Origin of the sequence: Prevotella disiens (assembly GCF_900454955.1) — a bacterium.
Taxonomy (GTDB): domain Bacteria; phylum Bacteroidota; class Bacteroidia; order Bacteroidales; family Bacteroidaceae; genus Prevotella; species Prevotella disiens.
Genome location: NZ_UGTL01000002.1, coordinates 15,438 through 32,290 on the forward strand (window position 1 = coordinate 15,438; position 16,853 = coordinate 32,290).

Annotated in this window: 19 protein-coding genes and 2 pseudogenes; 6 read left to right on the forward strand and 15 right to left on the reverse strand. The window is 46.2% G+C overall.

Annotation, left to right across the window (positions count from 1 at the left end; genetic code table 11):
* The first annotated feature begins 260 nt into the window (after positions 1-260).
* The 6 genes from DYI03_RS10510 to DYI03_RS10535 are packed head-to-tail and all read left to right on the forward strand — an operon-like array spanning position 261 to position 3,197.
* Positions 261-692: a hypothetical protein gene (locus tag DYI03_RS10510; protein WP_021668298.1), complete on the forward strand. Its 432-nt coding sequence runs from the start codon at positions 261-263 to the stop codon at positions 690-692.
* 5 nt (positions 693-697) lie between these two features.
* A complete protein-coding gene (locus tag DYI03_RS10515) occupies positions 698-1,117 on the forward strand; it encodes a PcfK-like family protein (RefSeq protein WP_021668299.1) in 420 nt (139 codons plus the stop codon).
* Between the two features lie 4 nt (positions 1,118-1,121).
* Positions 1,122-2,393 carry a PcfJ domain-containing protein gene (locus DYI03_RS10520; protein WP_036869724.1) on the forward strand — a complete coding sequence of 424 codons (1,272 nt, stop codon included), beginning with the start codon at positions 1,122-1,124 and terminating at the stop codon, positions 2,391-2,393.
* Between the two features lie 22 nt (positions 2,394-2,415).
* The gene (locus tag DYI03_RS10525) at positions 2,416-2,661 is read left to right on the forward strand and encodes a DUF6926 domain-containing protein (RefSeq protein WP_004338370.1); all 246 of its coding nucleotides are present in this window, start codon (positions 2,416-2,418) and stop codon (positions 2,659-2,661) included.
* A 31-nt stretch (positions 2,662-2,692) separates the two neighbouring features.
* Positions 2,693-2,974, forward strand: a complete 282-nt coding sequence (locus tag DYI03_RS10530) for a hypothetical protein (protein WP_021668301.1) — start codon at positions 2,693-2,695, stop codon at positions 2,972-2,974.
* 4 nt (positions 2,975-2,978) lie between these two features.
* Complete coding sequence (locus tag DYI03_RS10535; protein WP_021668302.1) at positions 2,979-3,197, forward strand: hypothetical protein; 219 nt, start codon at positions 2,979-2,981, stop codon at positions 3,195-3,197.
* Between the two features lie 292 nt (positions 3,198-3,489).
* Here the strand turns inward: DYI03_RS10535 and DYI03_RS10545 are convergent, their stop codons facing one another.
* The 15 genes and pseudogenes from DYI03_RS10545 to DYI03_RS10615 form a co-directional block, all read right to left on the reverse strand.
* A complete protein-coding gene (locus DYI03_RS10545; protein WP_115367874.1) occupies positions 3,490-4,776 on the reverse strand; it encodes an IS1380 family transposase in 1,287 nt (428 codons plus the stop codon).
* 264 nt (positions 4,777-5,040) lie between these two features.
* Positions 5,041-5,547 carry a glycoside hydrolase family protein gene (locus tag DYI03_RS10550; RefSeq protein WP_021668738.1) on the reverse strand — a complete coding sequence of 169 codons (507 nt, stop codon included), beginning with the start codon at positions 5,545-5,547 and terminating at the stop codon, positions 5,041-5,043.
* Positions 5,534-6,019, reverse strand: coding sequence for a DUF3872 domain-containing protein (locus DYI03_RS10555; RefSeq protein WP_025064881.1), 486 nt, complete (start codon positions 6,017-6,019; stop codon positions 5,534-5,536). Before DYI03_RS10555 ends, DYI03_RS10550 begins: the two co-directional genes overlap by 14 nt.
* 12 nt (positions 6,020-6,031) lie before the next feature.
* Positions 6,032-6,610 carry a conjugal transfer protein TraO gene (locus tag DYI03_RS10560; RefSeq protein WP_004339670.1) on the reverse strand — a complete coding sequence of 193 codons (579 nt, stop codon included), beginning with the start codon at positions 6,608-6,610 and terminating at the stop codon, positions 6,032-6,034.
* Positions 6,604-7,194, reverse strand: a pseudogene (gene traN, locus DYI03_RS10565) (conjugative transposon protein TraN); the annotation flags it as partial. The gene DYI03_RS10560 and the pseudogene traN, both read right to left, overlap by 7 nt.
* A 106-nt stretch (positions 7,195-7,300) precedes the next feature.
* Positions 7,301-9,112, reverse strand: coding sequence for a reverse transcriptase/maturase family protein (locus tag DYI03_RS10570; protein WP_025073257.1), 1,812 nt, complete (start codon positions 9,110-9,112; stop codon positions 7,301-7,303).
* 34 nt (positions 9,113-9,146) lie between these two features.
* Positions 9,147-9,452, reverse strand: coding sequence for a hypothetical protein (locus DYI03_RS13720; RefSeq protein ID WP_225683919.1), 306 nt, complete (start codon positions 9,450-9,452; stop codon positions 9,147-9,149).
* 221 nt (positions 9,453-9,673) lie between these two features.
* A pseudogene (locus tag DYI03_RS10580) lies at positions 9,674-10,042 on the reverse strand (DUF4138 domain-containing protein); the annotation flags it as partial.
* Positions 10,043-10,091: 49 nt separating this feature from the next.
* Complete coding sequence (traM, locus tag DYI03_RS10585; RefSeq protein WP_115367992.1) at positions 10,092-11,351, reverse strand: conjugative transposon protein TraM; 1,260 nt, start codon at positions 11,349-11,351, stop codon at positions 10,092-10,094.
* Entirely contained in the window at positions 11,344-11,637 is a 294-nt protein-coding gene (locus tag DYI03_RS10590; RefSeq protein ID WP_026302408.1) for a hypothetical protein, read from the reverse strand. Before DYI03_RS10590 ends, traM begins: the two co-directional genes overlap by 8 nt.
* Positions 11,638-11,641: 4 nt before the next feature.
* On the reverse strand, positions 11,642-12,265 hold the full coding sequence (traK, locus tag DYI03_RS10595; protein ID WP_004360055.1) for a conjugative transposon protein TraK: 624 nt from the start codon (positions 12,263-12,265) through the stop codon (positions 11,642-11,644).
* Positions 12,266-12,283: 18 nt separating this feature from the next.
* Entirely contained in the window at positions 12,284-13,321 is a 1,038-nt protein-coding gene (traJ, locus tag DYI03_RS10600; RefSeq protein WP_021668275.1) for a conjugative transposon protein TraJ, read from the reverse strand.
* A 23-nt stretch (positions 13,322-13,344) separates the two neighbouring features.
* A complete protein-coding gene (locus DYI03_RS10605) occupies positions 13,345-13,977 on the reverse strand; it encodes a DUF4141 domain-containing protein (protein WP_025064684.1) in 633 nt (210 codons plus the stop codon).
* A 30-nt stretch (positions 13,978-14,007) separates the two neighbouring features.
* On the reverse strand, positions 14,008-16,518 hold the full coding sequence (locus tag DYI03_RS10610) for a TraG family conjugative transposon ATPase (RefSeq protein WP_025064685.1): 2,511 nt from the start codon (positions 16,516-16,518) through the stop codon (positions 14,008-14,010).
* Positions 16,518-16,850 (reverse strand): DUF4133 domain-containing protein, encoded by a 333-nt coding sequence (locus DYI03_RS10615; RefSeq protein WP_025064686.1) that lies wholly within the window; start codon positions 16,848-16,850, stop codon positions 16,518-16,520. The genes DYI03_RS10610 and DYI03_RS10615 overlap by 1 nt, the downstream gene beginning before the upstream one ends.
* Between the last annotated feature and the right edge of the window lie 3 nt (positions 16,851-16,853).

A 16,853-nucleotide genomic window follows, 5' to 3' on the forward strand; every position in this document is an offset into this window, starting at 1 on the left:
TTTCGCTTCTCACATCCATCTATTCCACTTTGATGTGCCATAAGTCGGTGCTGATTTCTTTTTATTCGCAAAGGTAGTAAGGGGCTACGGCTTGCACAAGGTCTGTGCCTTTGGTTTGCACGGAAAATCTCCACACCTACATTTCATTCCGGGTAGTATTTTCCTACAAAACCTTGTGCCGGCTGCGCCCCCTACCTTGTTCTTGCTACAAAAAGGAATCAGCATACTCCGATCTTTGGACGCATAAAAAAAATGTCATTATGGAACAGCAGAAAGTAAATATCACATCTTCGATGAAGAAAAAAGGATATAGCTCCTCCTCTCATTACCGCATAAGTTCGGTGGTTGAAGAAAGTGAGCGTTTGGTGGCAACTAAGTTTGTGCAGTGGGAAGTTGAGCCTTTGGAAACTTTGAGCCACAGCAAGGTTTATTTATTGCGTGTGAAACTCAATCGTGGGGAGCGAATGAGCCGTGAGGAAAAGAATTGGCTTGCCGAAGCGGTGAACACTAACACCTACTTCCGTACAGCCGTACCCCTTATGGGTTATCGGTTTGACTTTATGGACGTATTGAAGAAGTATTTGGTCAATCAATACGGACATTGGTCAGAGTATTATGCACCCGACCGCACCAGCCTAAGAAGTTTCCTTTGCGGACAGATAAACCAAATTGTAGAAATCCCTAAATACTAAGCGATATGAAAGGAACAGAACATTTTACGAGAGCAATAGCCGAGTATCTGAACCAACGTGCAGCGACAGACTCTTTGTTTGCACCCAACTTGATGAAGCCTAACAAGAGCATCGAGGAATGTGTAACCTACATCTTGAACCAAGTGCAGACGAGTGGCTGCAATGGATTTGAGGACGATGAAATCTACTCAATGGCAGTACACTACTATGACGAGGATGAAATTGAAGTAGAAAAGGAAATCACTTGCAGAGTGGCAGTAAATCATATTGTGGAACTCACAGAGGAGGAGAAAGCCGAAGCAAGGCAAGAAGCCATCAAGCAGTACCAACGTGAGGAACTCGCCAAGATACAGAGCCGTAACGCACGAGTGAAGAAAACCGAAAGCGCAGCACCCCAAACACAACCGTCACTATTTGATTTTTAAGCCTATGAAACCAAGAAACAAATATGAGAAGGCAGTCCTTGCCGAGAGTAAGCACCTTCGCCCGATAACCAAGACACAGAGCAAATGGGCATTCCGTGAATGTATAGACCATTTCGCCTACCGACTGCCCAAAGGTCGCACAACGTGTATGGATTGTGGGCATAGTTGGACAATAGAAAAGCCTACGGACACTTGCATCTGCCCCCATTGCGGGGCAAGGTTGCAGGTCAAGGAAACCTTTGAACGCAAGATTAGGCAGAAGCAGTACTTTACAATACTTACCACTTGCGGAGAATACCAAATACTAAGAATGTTCCTCCTTTCTGTGGAAATGGAGAAAGGTTGCAAGGCATCTTCATATACCTTTGAAATCGGTCAGTATTGGTGGAACGCACAAGGAAGAAAAACGATTATTGCCGTTCAACGAACATTAGGCAGATACATTGACACCTTTTCTTTCTGTTCGCCAATGGCAGTACGCAACGACAACGAAGCCTACCGCCATATATCGTACTCACCGATATATCCCAAGTTCAAGGTTACGGACACACTCCGCAGAAATGGTTTTGAGGGAAACTTCCACAATATAGTGCCTACCGAACTTATACCGGCACTGCTTTCCGATAGCCGTGTGGAAACCTTGTTGAAGTCGGGGCAAATCCCGCTACTCAAATTCTTCATGCACAATGGTCGAAGAAGCATTGATAGCTATTGGGCATCTATCCGCATCTGTTTGCGAAACGGCTACCATATAGAGGACGGAAGTCTATGGTGTGATATGGTGGATATGCTCAATCAATTAGGCAAGGATATTCACAATGCCAAGTATGTTTGCCCCACCGACCTAAGAGCAGCGCACGACCATTACCAAGCCAAGAGCAGAGCGATGAAAGAGCGTGAGAACATTATCAAGAAGCGTAAGGAAGCAATAGAAGCCGAACAAGAGTACAAGCAACTCAAAGCAAAATTCTTTGGCATAGAGTTTACTGACGGCATTATCCGTATCCACGTTTTGGAGAGTGTGCAAGAGCATTTAGAGGAAGGCACGGCAATGCACCATTGCGTATATGACGCACACTATTACAGCAAACCGCAGTCGCTTATCTTCTCTGCCACAAAGGACGGAGAGCGCATCGAAACCATTGAGGTATCATTGGAAACGATGAAAGTGGTACAAAGTCGTGGAGTGTGCAACAAGAACACCGAGTATCACGAACAGATACTCGCCTTGATGCAGAAGAATATGAGAATGATAGCACAGAGAGCAACCGCATAACAATCCTATAATAACAACGATTATGGCGACATACAAGACAATAGAGAAAATTCCAACGTGGAGTTTAGGCTACCTTATCAATGGAGATAGTACAGGACTGACAGACGAAGAAATCGCACTCGCAGACCAATGGAGTAAGGACACCAAAGCGGAGGTTATATCGCCCCACACAGACATAGAGGGGAATATGCAACCTTATTTTACCCACGTTCCAGCCTTTGGACTACCAACCGAAGTAGAGGACTGCACCCTTATTTGCAGAGAGTAAATAAAAACATCAACCTATAAACGACAACAATATGAAAGTACAAGTAGAAGGCATTATTCATAATTTTTCGAGCAAAGCTCTCAACAACTCGTGGGCAGATGAAATACCCATCATCATCGTGAGAGTTATCAATGCCATAAGCATAGCCGAGAACAAGGAGGAGTTGCAGACCGCACTCCTCCAAATCTCCCAAGAAACGGAACTTGACAAGTTTTTTGTCTATGGTTACGGTGCACATCATTTTTGGCTAACCCACCGTTGGCTATCGAATGGTGAACCAATGGAACACAGATTACTAATCGCTGAGTTTTGAAAATATGGAAAGGAAAGTTTACAGAGTATGCACCCAATACGTTTTTGAAGGTGTGTTTGAGGTTGTAGCCACAGACCGAGAAGAAGCCGAGCGCAAAATCCTTGAAGATTGTGGAATGGTGATGGGCAGAGGAATACACAGCACACTACCCGATGAACAAATCAACTGGGCTTTTAATACCCACCCCGAAGAGCGGATAATTGAAACAACCGAAAATCTCTAACACAATGAGCCACGCAACCTTAAAAAATTGCGTGGCTTCTTTTCTTTTTCTTTGAACGAGCAGGCGACCAAAGAAAAGAAGCAAAAGAAAGTCGCAATAATTGCATTATAATTTAATTACACCTCAAATCCGCAACTTAACTTTTCAACGTCCTTCTTGCGTGTACACATCCTCTCATTACTGAATTTGCAGATAATTAGAACTGAAATCCCCCACTTCAGCCTACAACATCCCCTTACCCCACAATGCGACTTGAGGCAATACGCAGTATCATACCCATAAATTGTAGGCGTTATCCAAAATCTGTCTGGAACACATCCGCGTAAGCATTGTTACAAGTATAGATATTCAGCACATACTGCCTTGATGTCCTGATCCACTTTGCTGGTACAGAGACAAACCTGAAGACAAGCGCTTTTATGCGGCTTGTTGTATTGAGTCCGAACCTCTTTACATCAAGTCTTTGGATAATGGCCTTGTAGAAGTTACGGATAAGTGCTGTAAGAAGAAGGAACACGGTGTTCTCTGCCATGAAGGATTTGGGCAATCGGTCCCATCCGAAACCATTGTTCATATCATCGAAGATACGTTCCTTTCCCCCTCGAAGGTTATAGAACTCGACAATCTCTCTTACGGAAGATACATAGTCGTTAGTCAGGATACAACGGTATGTGTATTCTCCTTCCCAGAGATCCAATACACCATCCAACCGTTTCTGTCTTTGAATCACAAGTCGGTATGCTTTACCCTTCCACTTTTCAATAAGGATAGAGTTCAATTCGAACTCAATGCCATTGATTTCCTCAGTTTTCCAACCTCTGAGAGCAAAGATTTCATTGTAGAGCGAACTGCAGCGGTTTGCGCGGATATAGAAGGATTTGCAGTGTTCCTCTACTTCTTCTACGATTTCCTCGGAACATGATCCACAGTCAGCTCTGAAACGATTGATAGTAAGGCCGTTCTGTTCAAATCTCTCAAAGAACCTCTTCAGCGTGTCCTTCTGATGAAAACGAACATTTGTGTTGCCATCGCTATTCTCAATGCCAACGATTAAGTCGCCAATAACCGCCACGCCAGGGCGATAACCAGGGAACTTCTTGTATGTAGGCTTTGCATCATACTTCTCTGTCTCTATGAACTGATGGTCGAAATCAACATCATACATCTCGTCCTCTTTCAGTTGGCCAGATGCAAACATACAATTGAGCAGTAAAGTATTGAGAGTGTCAGCCGTGTTGAAATCGTAGTTCTTACCCGTATCTGACGTGTATGAGATGTTTTCTTGCGTCAGCTCCTTTATCGCTCTGAGGATAGTATCAGAGCTACAAGTTCGAAGTGTCGGATGAAGCGAGAGATGGCTCATCAAATGAGTAGTGACATCCTCAACACATGAGCCACCACAGAAGTAGATACTCATGAGTGAACGGATGATTTCGCTGTACTGATAACCGAATGATCTACACCTTAGACCGAGGGTCGAGGCGATTACAGATGACAATGTGGAGTCAAATTGCTCCATGATTGAAAATATTCCTCCAAAAGGAGTGAGTTTATCGGATTTAATATGTATTTTTGCCATGCCATATCAGAGTTTTGCTTGCTTGTTTTGCAACACTAAGATAAGTGAATTCTTTGACATGGCAAAATCCTGGGCAACTTTTTGTTGCTCAGGTACTTAAAAAGTTTAAGTTATAATAGTGTTGCGGAATTAAGGTTACATACAAAAAGTCTGACAATTTCCATTTTTTGCAAAGTTACTCAATCATAACGAAGAAGGCGACTAAAACGACAAGAAAACGCCCCTTACGGAGCATAAAAATGTCGCAAGGGGTGTATTTGATAATCAGGGTATGTAAAACAGGGCAAACTCCACCTTTCGTCGTTTGACAAGTCCTCGTAGCACCTTTCCTTTGTATCGGCAGAAAGAGACAAATTCACGATAATAGTTCCTGTCGCCCAACTCTATCTTTCGTATTAGTCGGCTTTTGGGATGATTACCATAACCGATCAAACGACCTACTCCTACATTGTAGGCAAGCAAAGTAAGTAGTAGTGCATCCTTACCATATCCTTTGAAGTGTTCAAAGCATTTCCAAAGATCGGCACGCAGGAGAGAGTCTGCCTGCCGCTCTGACATATTAGGAGAAAAATGCTCGTGTGGCTGCAACCGATGACCGTATCCTACATAGGGATAACAATCCTTTCTATGTAGTCCCTCGAAGTATTTTACGACCACTACGACACGCTCAAAAGGTGATAAGTCTGCCAATCGCACCCCACGCTGAGCCGGGAGTGATTGACAGAACAAACATATTATACAGAATAAAGCAAAGCGTTTAGCTGTTCGCATCGTTCAAGGCTTTGGTTACTACTGCGCCGGACTTTCCTTTGTCCTCCGCCTTCTCATTGTTGAAGTTGAACGACAGTTTGGCGATTTGCTTGAAGTTGTCCTCCACATACACATCAATGGTTTGTCGGTCTGTCGAAGCGGAGGTGTAGTAGAGTCGAAACACATCTTTTGTGAGTGGATAGCGGTCGTTGGGCTTAAAGACTAATCCATTATCCATTCTTAGCGTTCCTTTCCCGTCCAGCTGGAAATATCTGATGGTGTAGCGAGTGTCGGCAAAGTAGCCTTCACGTTTGAGTGTACACCTGATTTCTGCCGTCTGTCCCTTGACGATGTTCTTCTGAACGGGCATCGTCTCGACAGTGAACGGGTAAGACTGCTGAACATCCAACTCCCTATCACAAGCAGATAAACAAAACACGGCAAGGGCAAGTACTCCCATTACCCATATACTATTAAAAATTTTCTTTTTCATTGTTCCCTACATTTATAGATTAAACCTGATTCCTGCCGATACAGCAGGGCGAAAATGATGAACATCCGTACCAAAGAGTATGCGTCCCTGTCCTTTGAGTAGCAACAGCACATTGTCCGATAAGAAACATTCTATGGATAGATGCACCGCTCCACCATAGACGAAGTGAGAGTCATCGAGTAGTTTTGCGCCATCAAGAAGTAGTTTCTTATCTTCGTTAAGTTCCTCATAGCCACCCAAAGCGGATATTCCAGCATAGGCAAATACATTTTTACCATTGTCAGAAACAATAGGCTGCATATAACCCAAATGCACGAAGGCATCTTTGAGTTTCACATCATAGCTGCGATACGGCATATTTTGTTGCTCATATTCTACCGTAAGAAATGAATAATTCTCACGCTTCAGATAGCGAGTGAGCAAAATACCTATGCCAAAATTGTCTTTGGCAAACAAATTCTCGCCTTTGATAATTGGCACGTTACCTACTATTTCCAAGCCTTTTTGCTTTGGAATCAGCCGTTGTGCCTGTGTGGGCAGCGCAATGGCCACCGCACACATAAGAAGGAAAAGATACTTCTTCATTACCATTTAAGTTTGAGGTTATCAATCTTCTGAGCCAAAAGTAAATCTTGCGGCTCGACATAGAAGGTAAGCGTTCGTCCACCATTATGCTCATAAAGCGTCACTTCAAGCTGTTTATCCTCTGATAGTGAGAACTGTTCCAAGGCAAACACTGAACTTTCGGTGTGCTTTCCCTTGATATAGTTCACCTGATGATAGGCACGGAGTGGTTGTTGCACTCTCTCCTGAATGGCAGTGCGTTTAGCTACTTTCTTATCCACAACCTTGAAGGTGATAAAGTCCACCGAATACGGCATGTTGGTCATATTGTCTATTCGGGTATGAAAATATAGCAAGCCATTGTGCGCATACAATCCCCTAAGCAGGAATTTCATACCGAACATTTGGGCGCCGATATGCCTAAATACACGTTTATCATTTTGATAAATGGTCTTCATCATCAGCTTGACGAGTACGGGCGACTCGTTGCCGAGTTCCTTGAAGTAGATGTCCGCACGATTGCTCGGCAAACGTCCCTCGACGGGCGACAGAAAGTCCTTCATCTCCACGCTCAGCTTCTCTGGCTCATCGGCATACTTCACGTGTAGGCTCGGCAATGGGTGCCTTGCCACCTTTCGGTGGTAGGTTTCCCATGGCCTGCCCCCGAACCGTACGTGCAAGTCTCCCTGCATACGGCTCTCCACTGGTAATATCAGTTTATTTGTCATGGGCATGAATTTTTGCATTACAATGTTTGCATACAGCCAATGTCTTACGCCATTTCTTAATCATCAGTCGGTGCCATTCAGTATCGGTATTTATACCTCTGAGTTTACGGACTTGATACATTATGGTCTTGACATTGGTTGCTCCACACAATTCACATTTGCGCTCCATAAGTCTCTCCGCAAGAGTAGGGAAAGGAAGTACAAATGTGTTAGGTAGATTATCGCAGGTTGCGTCTTTGTCCGGCTCTTGCCTCGCAAAGCCATCATTATAGAATATTCGGAACTTGGTTTCTCCTTTCTTTGCTTGGTAGGGTATCGCCAAGTCATGGTCTCTTCTGTACTTTCGTATAACCTTGGCAGTTGATGAATTTAGTTTCTTTGCCAAAGTTTTGCAGAAACTATATCGCATTATGTAACCGAATTTACTTCCTGCATAAGAGATGTTGTCCGCAATCCTATAATATTGGTACAATCCTCTGATTTCAGTTGTATAGCGTGCGCAGATTGTAGCAGGGTCTTCTTTGGTCAGGTAATTGCGTGGCATGGCATACCAAATTTCCTTTCCATTGATTACCCTAAGTTCCATTGCTTTCAGTTCCAATAATTTCTTTTGGACTGTGGCAATAGGCAGAGTCAGCATTATGCGTCCGCTGAACGGTCTCTTCAACCATCCCAGCTTATTTCGCTTCATGGCCTCGGATTTTCTGATAGAGATTTCATACCCAAGAAACTTTGCAGAATCCTGTGCATTAGTGATTAAGGTCTTTTCTTCGGATAATTCAAGTTTTAGCTTGTCTCTCATGAAGTTTGTAAAGTCCTCTTTCATTCTTGCGCAATCTGCTTTACTACCAATTACACCGATTAGAAAGTCATCGGCATATCTGATATATTTAAGTCTCTTGTAGTTACTATCCATTGCCATAGATGCCGGCACTCTCCGTGTCTTTGCTTCCATCTCTTTCAGTTGTGTCAGCAATTTACGTTTCGTGTCTTCATTAGTGGCGTTTCGGATAGCCTTGCGTAATCTTACAGCCTTTCGACTATAACTTGCGTGGAGTGGGTTTTCCCGCCTTTTCTTACCCTTGTCAAAAGATTCCGCATATTCACGCATGTATTTGTCGAACTTATCAAGGTATATATTAGCCAAGATAGGACTTATTATCCCTCCTTGAGGAGTTCCCGAATACGTCTTGTGAAATGTAAAATCTTCGATATAGCCTGCCTTTAGGAATTTCCATATCAGTCGAAGAAATCTTTCATCTGATATGCGCTCACGAAGAGTTTCAATCAGAATATGGTGGTCAATATTGTCGAAGAATCCTTTGATGTCACCTTCGATAAACCAATTCGCACCAGTGAAAAGAGTTTGGATGGAACGCAAAGCCGTATGACAGCTTCTTCTTGGTCTGAATCCATGCGAGGTGTTCTCAAAATGCCCCTCATAGACAGCTTCAAGAATAAGTCTAACGACCTCTTGCACCATCTTGTCTTCAATTGATGGGATGCCCAATGGTCTTTTCTTCCCATTCTTTTTAGGTATATAGACTCTTCGGGCAGGCGTTGGCATGTAACTTTCATCCTTTAGCGCAGCTATCAGATGTCCTATTCTATCAACACTCATTCCGTCAATGGTCTTGCCGTCTGAACCAGGTGTCATGTTGCCCGGTTTCGCATAAATGCGCTGGTAGGCTACATAAAACATCTGTTCATTGAATAGGATGCGGTACAACCTTTCGTACTTGTAATGCACATCTTTGCTATGTGCAGATAAACTGTTTAATATGGTCTCTGGATTTCTCATACGTCTCACACGTTATCGTTTGACAATATTAAAATTACCGAGCTGTTCCCCTTCGCCATGTACGTGGCTTTCCCACGCTCAGACTACTACGGGAACTCCGTTGCCATGCGGAGTTTTCAGAGCCTGTGCTCATAGCCTTTCGGCATCTCCGTGTAGGCAATCCCCATTTAGTGGACTTGATAACTTGGCTTGACAGACTGTCGGATGCAACGTACATCCTTTTCTGTTCTCTGACGGATATGTCGCAGTAAATTCCTTGCCCATCACTCCGTTCAATAAGCGTGGGTACTGCGAGGCAACGTATATAACTGCTTTCCGTTGCCACCTCTACATTAGTCATAGGACTATTGTTCAACCAATCAGGTTTCATCCTCGTGTCTGTCTTTTCCCATAGCAATTCAGTCGCAGTTTAGCAATTAACTGACTTATCGCGTTACCGACATGCTTCACTCCCCGTTTGGTTTCCCATTCGGATAAGTCGGTCTGGGATAGGTTTATAAATTGGAATACTAACCTAATCACTTGCCAAAGTGATTATTATCAAGCCCCTATTATGGGCGCACTGAAAGCGTAAAACGAGCCGTCCTCACAAATCACGCTCATGTTGGTTTCCGTTTCAAAGTCCTTCACCGAAGCCTTTACACGTAACACGTTCTCAGCATCCTCCGCCTTCCCTGCGATGATGTTCTGCGAACCTAAGTCTACATAGCGAATGGCAGAAGGGAAGATAAGATGCACAGTTTTGTCAAAGGTAACCTCCAGACCATACGGCAGTACGACACGCCCCGTAGGAATGGCACGGCTCATACCTTGAAAGAGCTCTCCCGAAGTAAGCGGACGGTTTGGTGTAAGACCATCATTGTTTCCCTGTGCTGTGGCTGTTGCTCCCACCATGGCAAGCATAGCCATTGATAAAATAAGTTTCTTCATTGTTGCTGTTGATTTGATGTTATTTTTTTACTTGTAATTTTTGATTGTTTTATTTGGACTGAACCAAGAAAAGGCGATAGCCCCCTTTGAGCGTTACCTTGATAGTGCGCAGTTTCTTCTGAAGCAGCTGACTTGCACCTTGCATCACCCCACGGGCAGTCTCGGAGATAATTTGGTCTTTGGCAGAGGAAGCGAAGGTAAAGGATGTTCCCATTGAACCGCCGATGTTCGCCCCAACTTCCTTAAGCGCATTGATGTCCTCCGAGCCTGGTATATACACCCCCTCCTGTCCGTCCGTGTCGTAAGCCGAGAGCTTGACGGCTATGATATGCCCGTCCACCTCAATACTCTTAATGAGCAGGTGCATACGGTTGCCTTCAATCTTGGCAATGGCTATGAGTCGGCTTTGTCGTGGAATACGCAAGCCCTGCACTTGGGCAGTTTCGAGCATGCGCAACGCCACATTATCGCCCTCCTTGAGTGTCGCTGTCCTGTCCACCACCACGCTGAGCGTGTTGCGGGACACGGCAGCAACCGCACTCGTGAGCGAATGAAAGCCCATATTGCGTGGCTTCGTGCCGTATTGCTGAACAAAGTCGGCATCTGTCATCGGCTGGTCGAGCGAAGACACCACCTGCTTACGTTCTGCCAATACCTCCATTGCAGGAAGAGAACCGGCTACCGATACTTGTTTTGTTGCCGATGTTTTCAAAGCACCTTTTTCCTTTGCGGGTGTAAAAGCATTGGCAGCAGTGGTAGTTGAAGAAGACTGTGGCAGATACTTTGCCGCCATTTGGTAACTCTTTTCCATAAGTGCGAGCTGTCGCTTCTCCTCCGCATCCTCATTCTCGTTCTTCGCTGCCAACTCCTTTTTGAGATTATCCAACTCCGAGCGCAGTGCCTCACGCTCCTGCTCATTGGGGTCGGGCGCATAAAAAGAGTTCAGCAGGCGGTTGTTCTCCTCATAGCGGTGCATCGAACTTTCAATCTTTGCCGTCGAAGCGGCTGCTTCCGCACGCTCGCTTTCCGAGGGGGCGGTATTACTATCAAAGTAATCCGAAAGCCTGCCCATCTCCTCGCGTGTCTGTTCGTCATGGCGGCTCTTGTCGCCCAATTCGTAGGCTTTGAGTTTGTTTCCCGTCAACTGTTCGGTGGTCGCCTGCGGTATGCTGTCGTTCAGTCCCTGCTGCGCCGCACTCTTGTCCTTGTCCGACGGGGCAAAGATGAACCACATCGAGAGGGCGAAAAGCAGTCCCAGCCCACCGAATACCAGTCCTTTTTTCAGTTGTTCTTTCTGTTTATTATCCATTTTCATTACTGTTAGTTGAATATTGTTGATAAAGTCGTATAAATACGCTATCTGTATGGATGTCGCTGTCTATTATTTTTCCCTTGGGGATAGGTAGTCTTTCCTCCTTATCGTGCGGCAGGAAAAACTGCGCTATCATCACTAAGGAACAGACGAGATAGACAAAACTTAATCCGAACACAATCAGCTTGCGCTGCCTTGCCGTGAGCCTGTCGCAATGATGGCGGAGCCACAAGTGCGCCCTCAGATAGTACCGTGCGAATGAAAATCCCCTTGTCCTTTTCATCGTGCTATCGTTTATAGGTTTGGAGGTCTTGATTCTGTCGCACCATAAACTGCTCCATGAGGAAGCCCTGCGGATTGTTGTCCGAGCGGACAGAGTTCTGCAAGGTGCAGGTCGTTATCAGGTTACGCTCCGTGATGTTGCTCGGTCGCACGATGAACTGACGGGCGTAGGTCGTTACCTCGTAGGGGTACACCTCGAAATTGCAGCGGATGGAGTCCACCTCAATACGCTGATTGACATTGCCCGAAATGGCACGGTTGTAATAGCCCTTTTCCGCCAAGTCCTTGTAATAGTTGAACGCCGACTTGTCGCAGAGCAGAAAGGCACGCTCCATGTTCTTCTCGATGGCATCCTTATCGGGCGCGATGGTGAAGAACAGTTCATGGAAACGGCGGACGTGTTCCCTCGCTTCCACAGGGCGGTTCTTGCTAGCATCCTGACTCAGTGCGAGCATCAAGGATTTTCCTTGGTCAAGCACATAGATTTTCTCTCTTTGCTCTTTGGCAAAGCCATACGAGGCATAGACGGCATAGCCGCTGACCGCCACGCATACGATGGCAAAGACAAAGGCATAGAGCCTGATCTGACGGAATGAGGTCTCTATATTGGTGAGTGATTTGAATTCCATTGTTTTTTTCGTTTTTTGTTATTTACCTTTGAGTAATGCACCCTTGATACGTCCGATGGCATTGCCTGCAACGGCTCTGGCTCCACCTGCCAAATACTTGCCTCCGGTGTATGCGCCCTGCGCTCCACGTTGAGCCGTCTGATTGACGTTGCGACCGTATGAGCCGATGCCGCCACCCGCTTCGATAATCCAGCCAGCGACCGTTGGAACACAGAAGTAGCCCACGATACCGATGAGGAAGAAGACGATGTGATACCAACTGCCCGCATCGGGGAGGAAATTCGGATCGCTAAGGGTTTCAATATCTTTCTGCACCATCAGCACTTGTATCTTTGTCAGAAGGGCGGTCAAGATGCTGCTCACCGGTAGCCATAGATACACCGATATATAGCGAGAAAACCAAGCCGTCATCGACCCCGAAAGTCCGTCCCATACGGCAATGCCGAATACGACGGGTCCAAGAATGGAGAGCACAATCAGAATGAAAGTGCGCAGCGTGTCAATAATCAATCCCGCAGCGTGGAAGAGTATCTCCATAATATCGTGAACACACTTCAAAATCCATTGTTTCATTTGGTAGGCAGAGCGTTCCGCATACATTCCCGCAATGGTTATGGCATCCTCCGGACCGACGATGCCCATCTCTTCTATCTTTTGGTCAAAGGCTTCATTCGATACCAAAAATGCCGTTTCGGGGTTGCGCAGATAGGCTTCCTCCTGCAACTTATCCCTTTGTGCTATAAGTTTGGCAAGTGTCCCCTCCTGCTTGTCCACCATCATTTCCGTACCCTTGACGATTGGGGAGAGTACGCCATTCATTGTGCCAAGCACTATCGTAGGGAAAAACATAATGCAAAAACCAATCACAAAGGGACGTAGGAGCGGAAACACGTCGATTGCCTCGGCACGGGCAAGCGAAGCCCATACCCTCAGTGCGATATAGAAGAGCGCGCCCAAGCCCGCAATCCCCTTTGCCACACCTGTCATATCCGAACAAAGCGGCATCATCTCGTCATAGGTCGAGCGGAGCAAATCGTGTAAACTGGCAAAATCCATAAGTTTGTCCTTTCCTTACTTGATTACCAATAGCGGCTTGCCATATTACCGTAGAGGGATTTTACCTCGCTCAGTTCTCCCTTCTCTCTGGCACGCACGAAACTCACCGATATGTTCTTACGGGTGTAGTAAGATACCAGCGAACGATATTCACGTAGCGTGGTATAGATATGGTCTATCTGCTGCATACGTTCGTGGTCGTTCATCGAGAACACATTGCTTTTGGCAACCGATTTGAGTTCTTTCAGGCTCTCGCCGCTCAATTCCAATAACTTGGTATAGCCGGAAGCCATTGCAGCAAGTTCCGAAGGACGAAAATTCTTGTCTGAGAGCATCTTCTTGTACGAGGTAACGTAGATCTCCGAGATGTCGCCCACCATCAGGATACATTCTTTTACTTTATAGGCATCACCGATTAAGTTCTTGATCTTACGCAAATCGTCGTAATACTTCTTCGTGTCGTTGTAGAGTTTCTCCACCTCCTTGAATCCGTCCAAGGTGTTCTTCACCGTCTTCGAGGCGGTGGCTATTTCCTTGACGGAATTGGCGATGTTACCCGCAAAGTTGCCCGGGTCGGTTACTACCCATTGTGCGTGTGCCTGACCACCGCAGAATAAAGTCAAAGCGGTAAGTAGCATAAAAACTTGTTTTTTCATTGTTGTTGTCATATTTAAGTTGTTGAAAAATTACTTTCTTTTCTCCCGTTTTTCACTTGCCAACTGCCTGATAGCCGTTTCGATGTCGCCACCCAGCTGTTCCGCACGTTGCATCACCTCCACCTTTTCCGTCTCCTCGGTGGTATAGGTAAGGTATTCCTCCATGCTCACCTCCGTGGCATAGACGGCACTCTGCATACCGCCTAAACCTATCCACACCTCTTTATATAGTCGGTTGGTATCGTTGTTCTGGTTGATGGAAAGTATCTGACTCTTCTCCTTTTCGGAGAGTCCGAGCATGGCTTGTATGCCGTCAAACTTGGTCATGTACTTGCGCTGGTCAAGCAGGATTTTGCAGTCGGAGTTGTTGATGATACTCTCTTTGACAATGGGCGACTGAATGATGTCGTCCACCTCCTGTGTCACGACGATGGCTTCCCCGAAATACTTTCTGACCGTCTTATATAAATATTTTATATAGTCTGCCATATTAGCGGATGCAATCGCCTTCCATGCTTCCTCGATGAGAATCATCTTGCGGATGCCTTTTAATCGGCGCATCTTGTTAATGAAAGCTTCCATGATGATAATCGTTACGACAGGAAACAAATCCTTGTTGTCCTTCACTTGGTCGATTTCAAAGACGATGAAACGTTTCGAGAGCAGGTCGATGTTCTTGTCCGAGTTCAGCAGGAAGTCATACCTGCCACCTTTATAATACTGCTTGAGTGTCGTTAGGAGGTTATTGATATTGAAGTCAGAGAGCGTTACCTTAATGTCCCGATGCTCCATATCCTCCCGATACACATCACGAAGATACTCATAGAAGGTGTTGAAGCAGGGAACGATGGTGTGATCCGTCCTGATAAGTTCGATGTAGGTGTTGACGGCAGAACCAAGTTCGCCTGCTTCTGTCTTGGTAATATGTTCATCGGCACTCTTCCAAAGCGTAAGCAATAAGGTGCAGATACTTTCTCTTTTCTCCACGTCAAAGAAGTAATCATCGGTGAAGAAAGGATTAAAAGAGATAGGATGCTCATCGGTATAGGTGAAATAAACACCGTCCTCGCCCTTGGTCTTGCGGTGGATAAGCTCGCACAAGCCTTGATAGCTGTTACCCGTATCGACCAAAAGCACGTGCGCCCCTTGCTCGTAATACTGGCGTACCATGTGGTTGGTAAAGAAAGACTTGCCACTACCTGAAGGACCGAGAATGAACTTGTTGCGGTTGGTAATGATACCTTTCTTCATCGGCAGGTCGGAAATGTCCAAGTGGATTGGCTTGCCCGAAAGTCGGTCAGCCATTTTGATGCCGAAGGGAGAGAGCGAGTCCTTGTAGTTGGTCTCTGCCGTGAAGAAACAGAGAGCCGGCTCGATAAAGGTATAGAAACTCTCCTCACTTGGAAAGTCGGCGGCATTGCCGGGAATACCCGCCCAATAGAGGGTAGCCGTATCAACGGTGTTGTGGCGTGGCTTGCACTCCATCAGTGCCAACGCGCTGCCCACATCGTTCTTGATGTTACGGAGTTCTTCCTTGTCATCGCTCCATGCCAGCACGTTGAAGTGGGCACGAATGGAGGTCAAGCCCTGTGAGTGGGCGACGTTGAGATACTCTTGTATCCACTCTTCGTTAATCTGATTGCTTCTGCTGTATCTTGCAAGCGAGTGCATGTTGCGTGCCTGCTTCTCAAACCTTTGCAGGTTATCGTCGCTATCCTCGATGAAGATGTACTGATTATAGATATGGTTGCAGGGCAGCATCAAACCTACGGGAGCGGCAAAGGAAAGTCGGCAGTCGCTGCGGTCGGTCGATAGTCGTTCATAGCGTGTGTCGGTGGAAACACTTGTGGGCAGGTCGTCCGTATCTGACAGCGTATGCAGGCAAAGGCGGTTGTCCCCCACACGCACAAGGTCTGCTCCTAATCGTATGTCTTCCAAAGAGGCGTGTCCCTCTTCAGAAAGGGAGAAGTAGCGGTCTAAGAGTCCGCTTTTCTCAGCTGTACCCACCAAACCCTCCTCCGTCATACGGCTGAGCTGGATTTGCTCCGTGTCGTTGATGATACGCTCGAACTGGTCCACCGCTTCCATAAACTTGATCACTTCCTCCTTGTCGGTAATCTCCTTGGGAAGTAAGTGTCCACGGCAGAGCGACGAGAAGTTGCTCTGTCGCTGCATACGCTGCTTGTTGGTCTTTGTCAGGAAGAGATAGACCGAATGGTGCAGGTAGGGTCGCTCGTTGAAATGTCGCTCAGACGCACGGGACAGGAAGCTCAGTCCTATCTCTGTGGATTTGGGCTGATAGCATTCTTTGATAAACCAGTCCTGCTTATGCACGATGGTATAGTTGGGCAGCACCTTGATTGCCTTGTGCCATGCGGAGTGCATCGCCTCATATTCGGCGGAGGTGACGGTGAAGAGTTCGGGCAGCTCCACACGGAAAGCCACCGAGATGTCGGCATCCTTGCTCACCATACAACCCTGCTCGATGGAGAGTAGCGGGAACTTCGCTTCCAAGGTCGTGATTTTACTGTTGTTTCTCATTATGCCTTGCGTTTTGGTTTGAGGTTACGAATCAGGTGAAAGACGGTACGGCGGTTCAATAGGTAGCGAGGGTGCATCTTAATGGCTCCCTGCTTCATCAGTCCGTATCTGCCGTACTTGCGGTTCATGGCGAACGTTTGCCACACAACGAGTGTTGCACCCACTAAGCCAAGACCAAGGCAGACCAACTGGTCAATGCCGCAGAGATAGAGCACCACCACGAGAAAGAAGACCGCCAACAGTCCTCCCGCAAATAGGAAGAGATATTGCGCCTTCAAACCCTTGAACTCTACCGTCCGACCTACACCTTTATTGATTTCCCACTGTGCCATCGT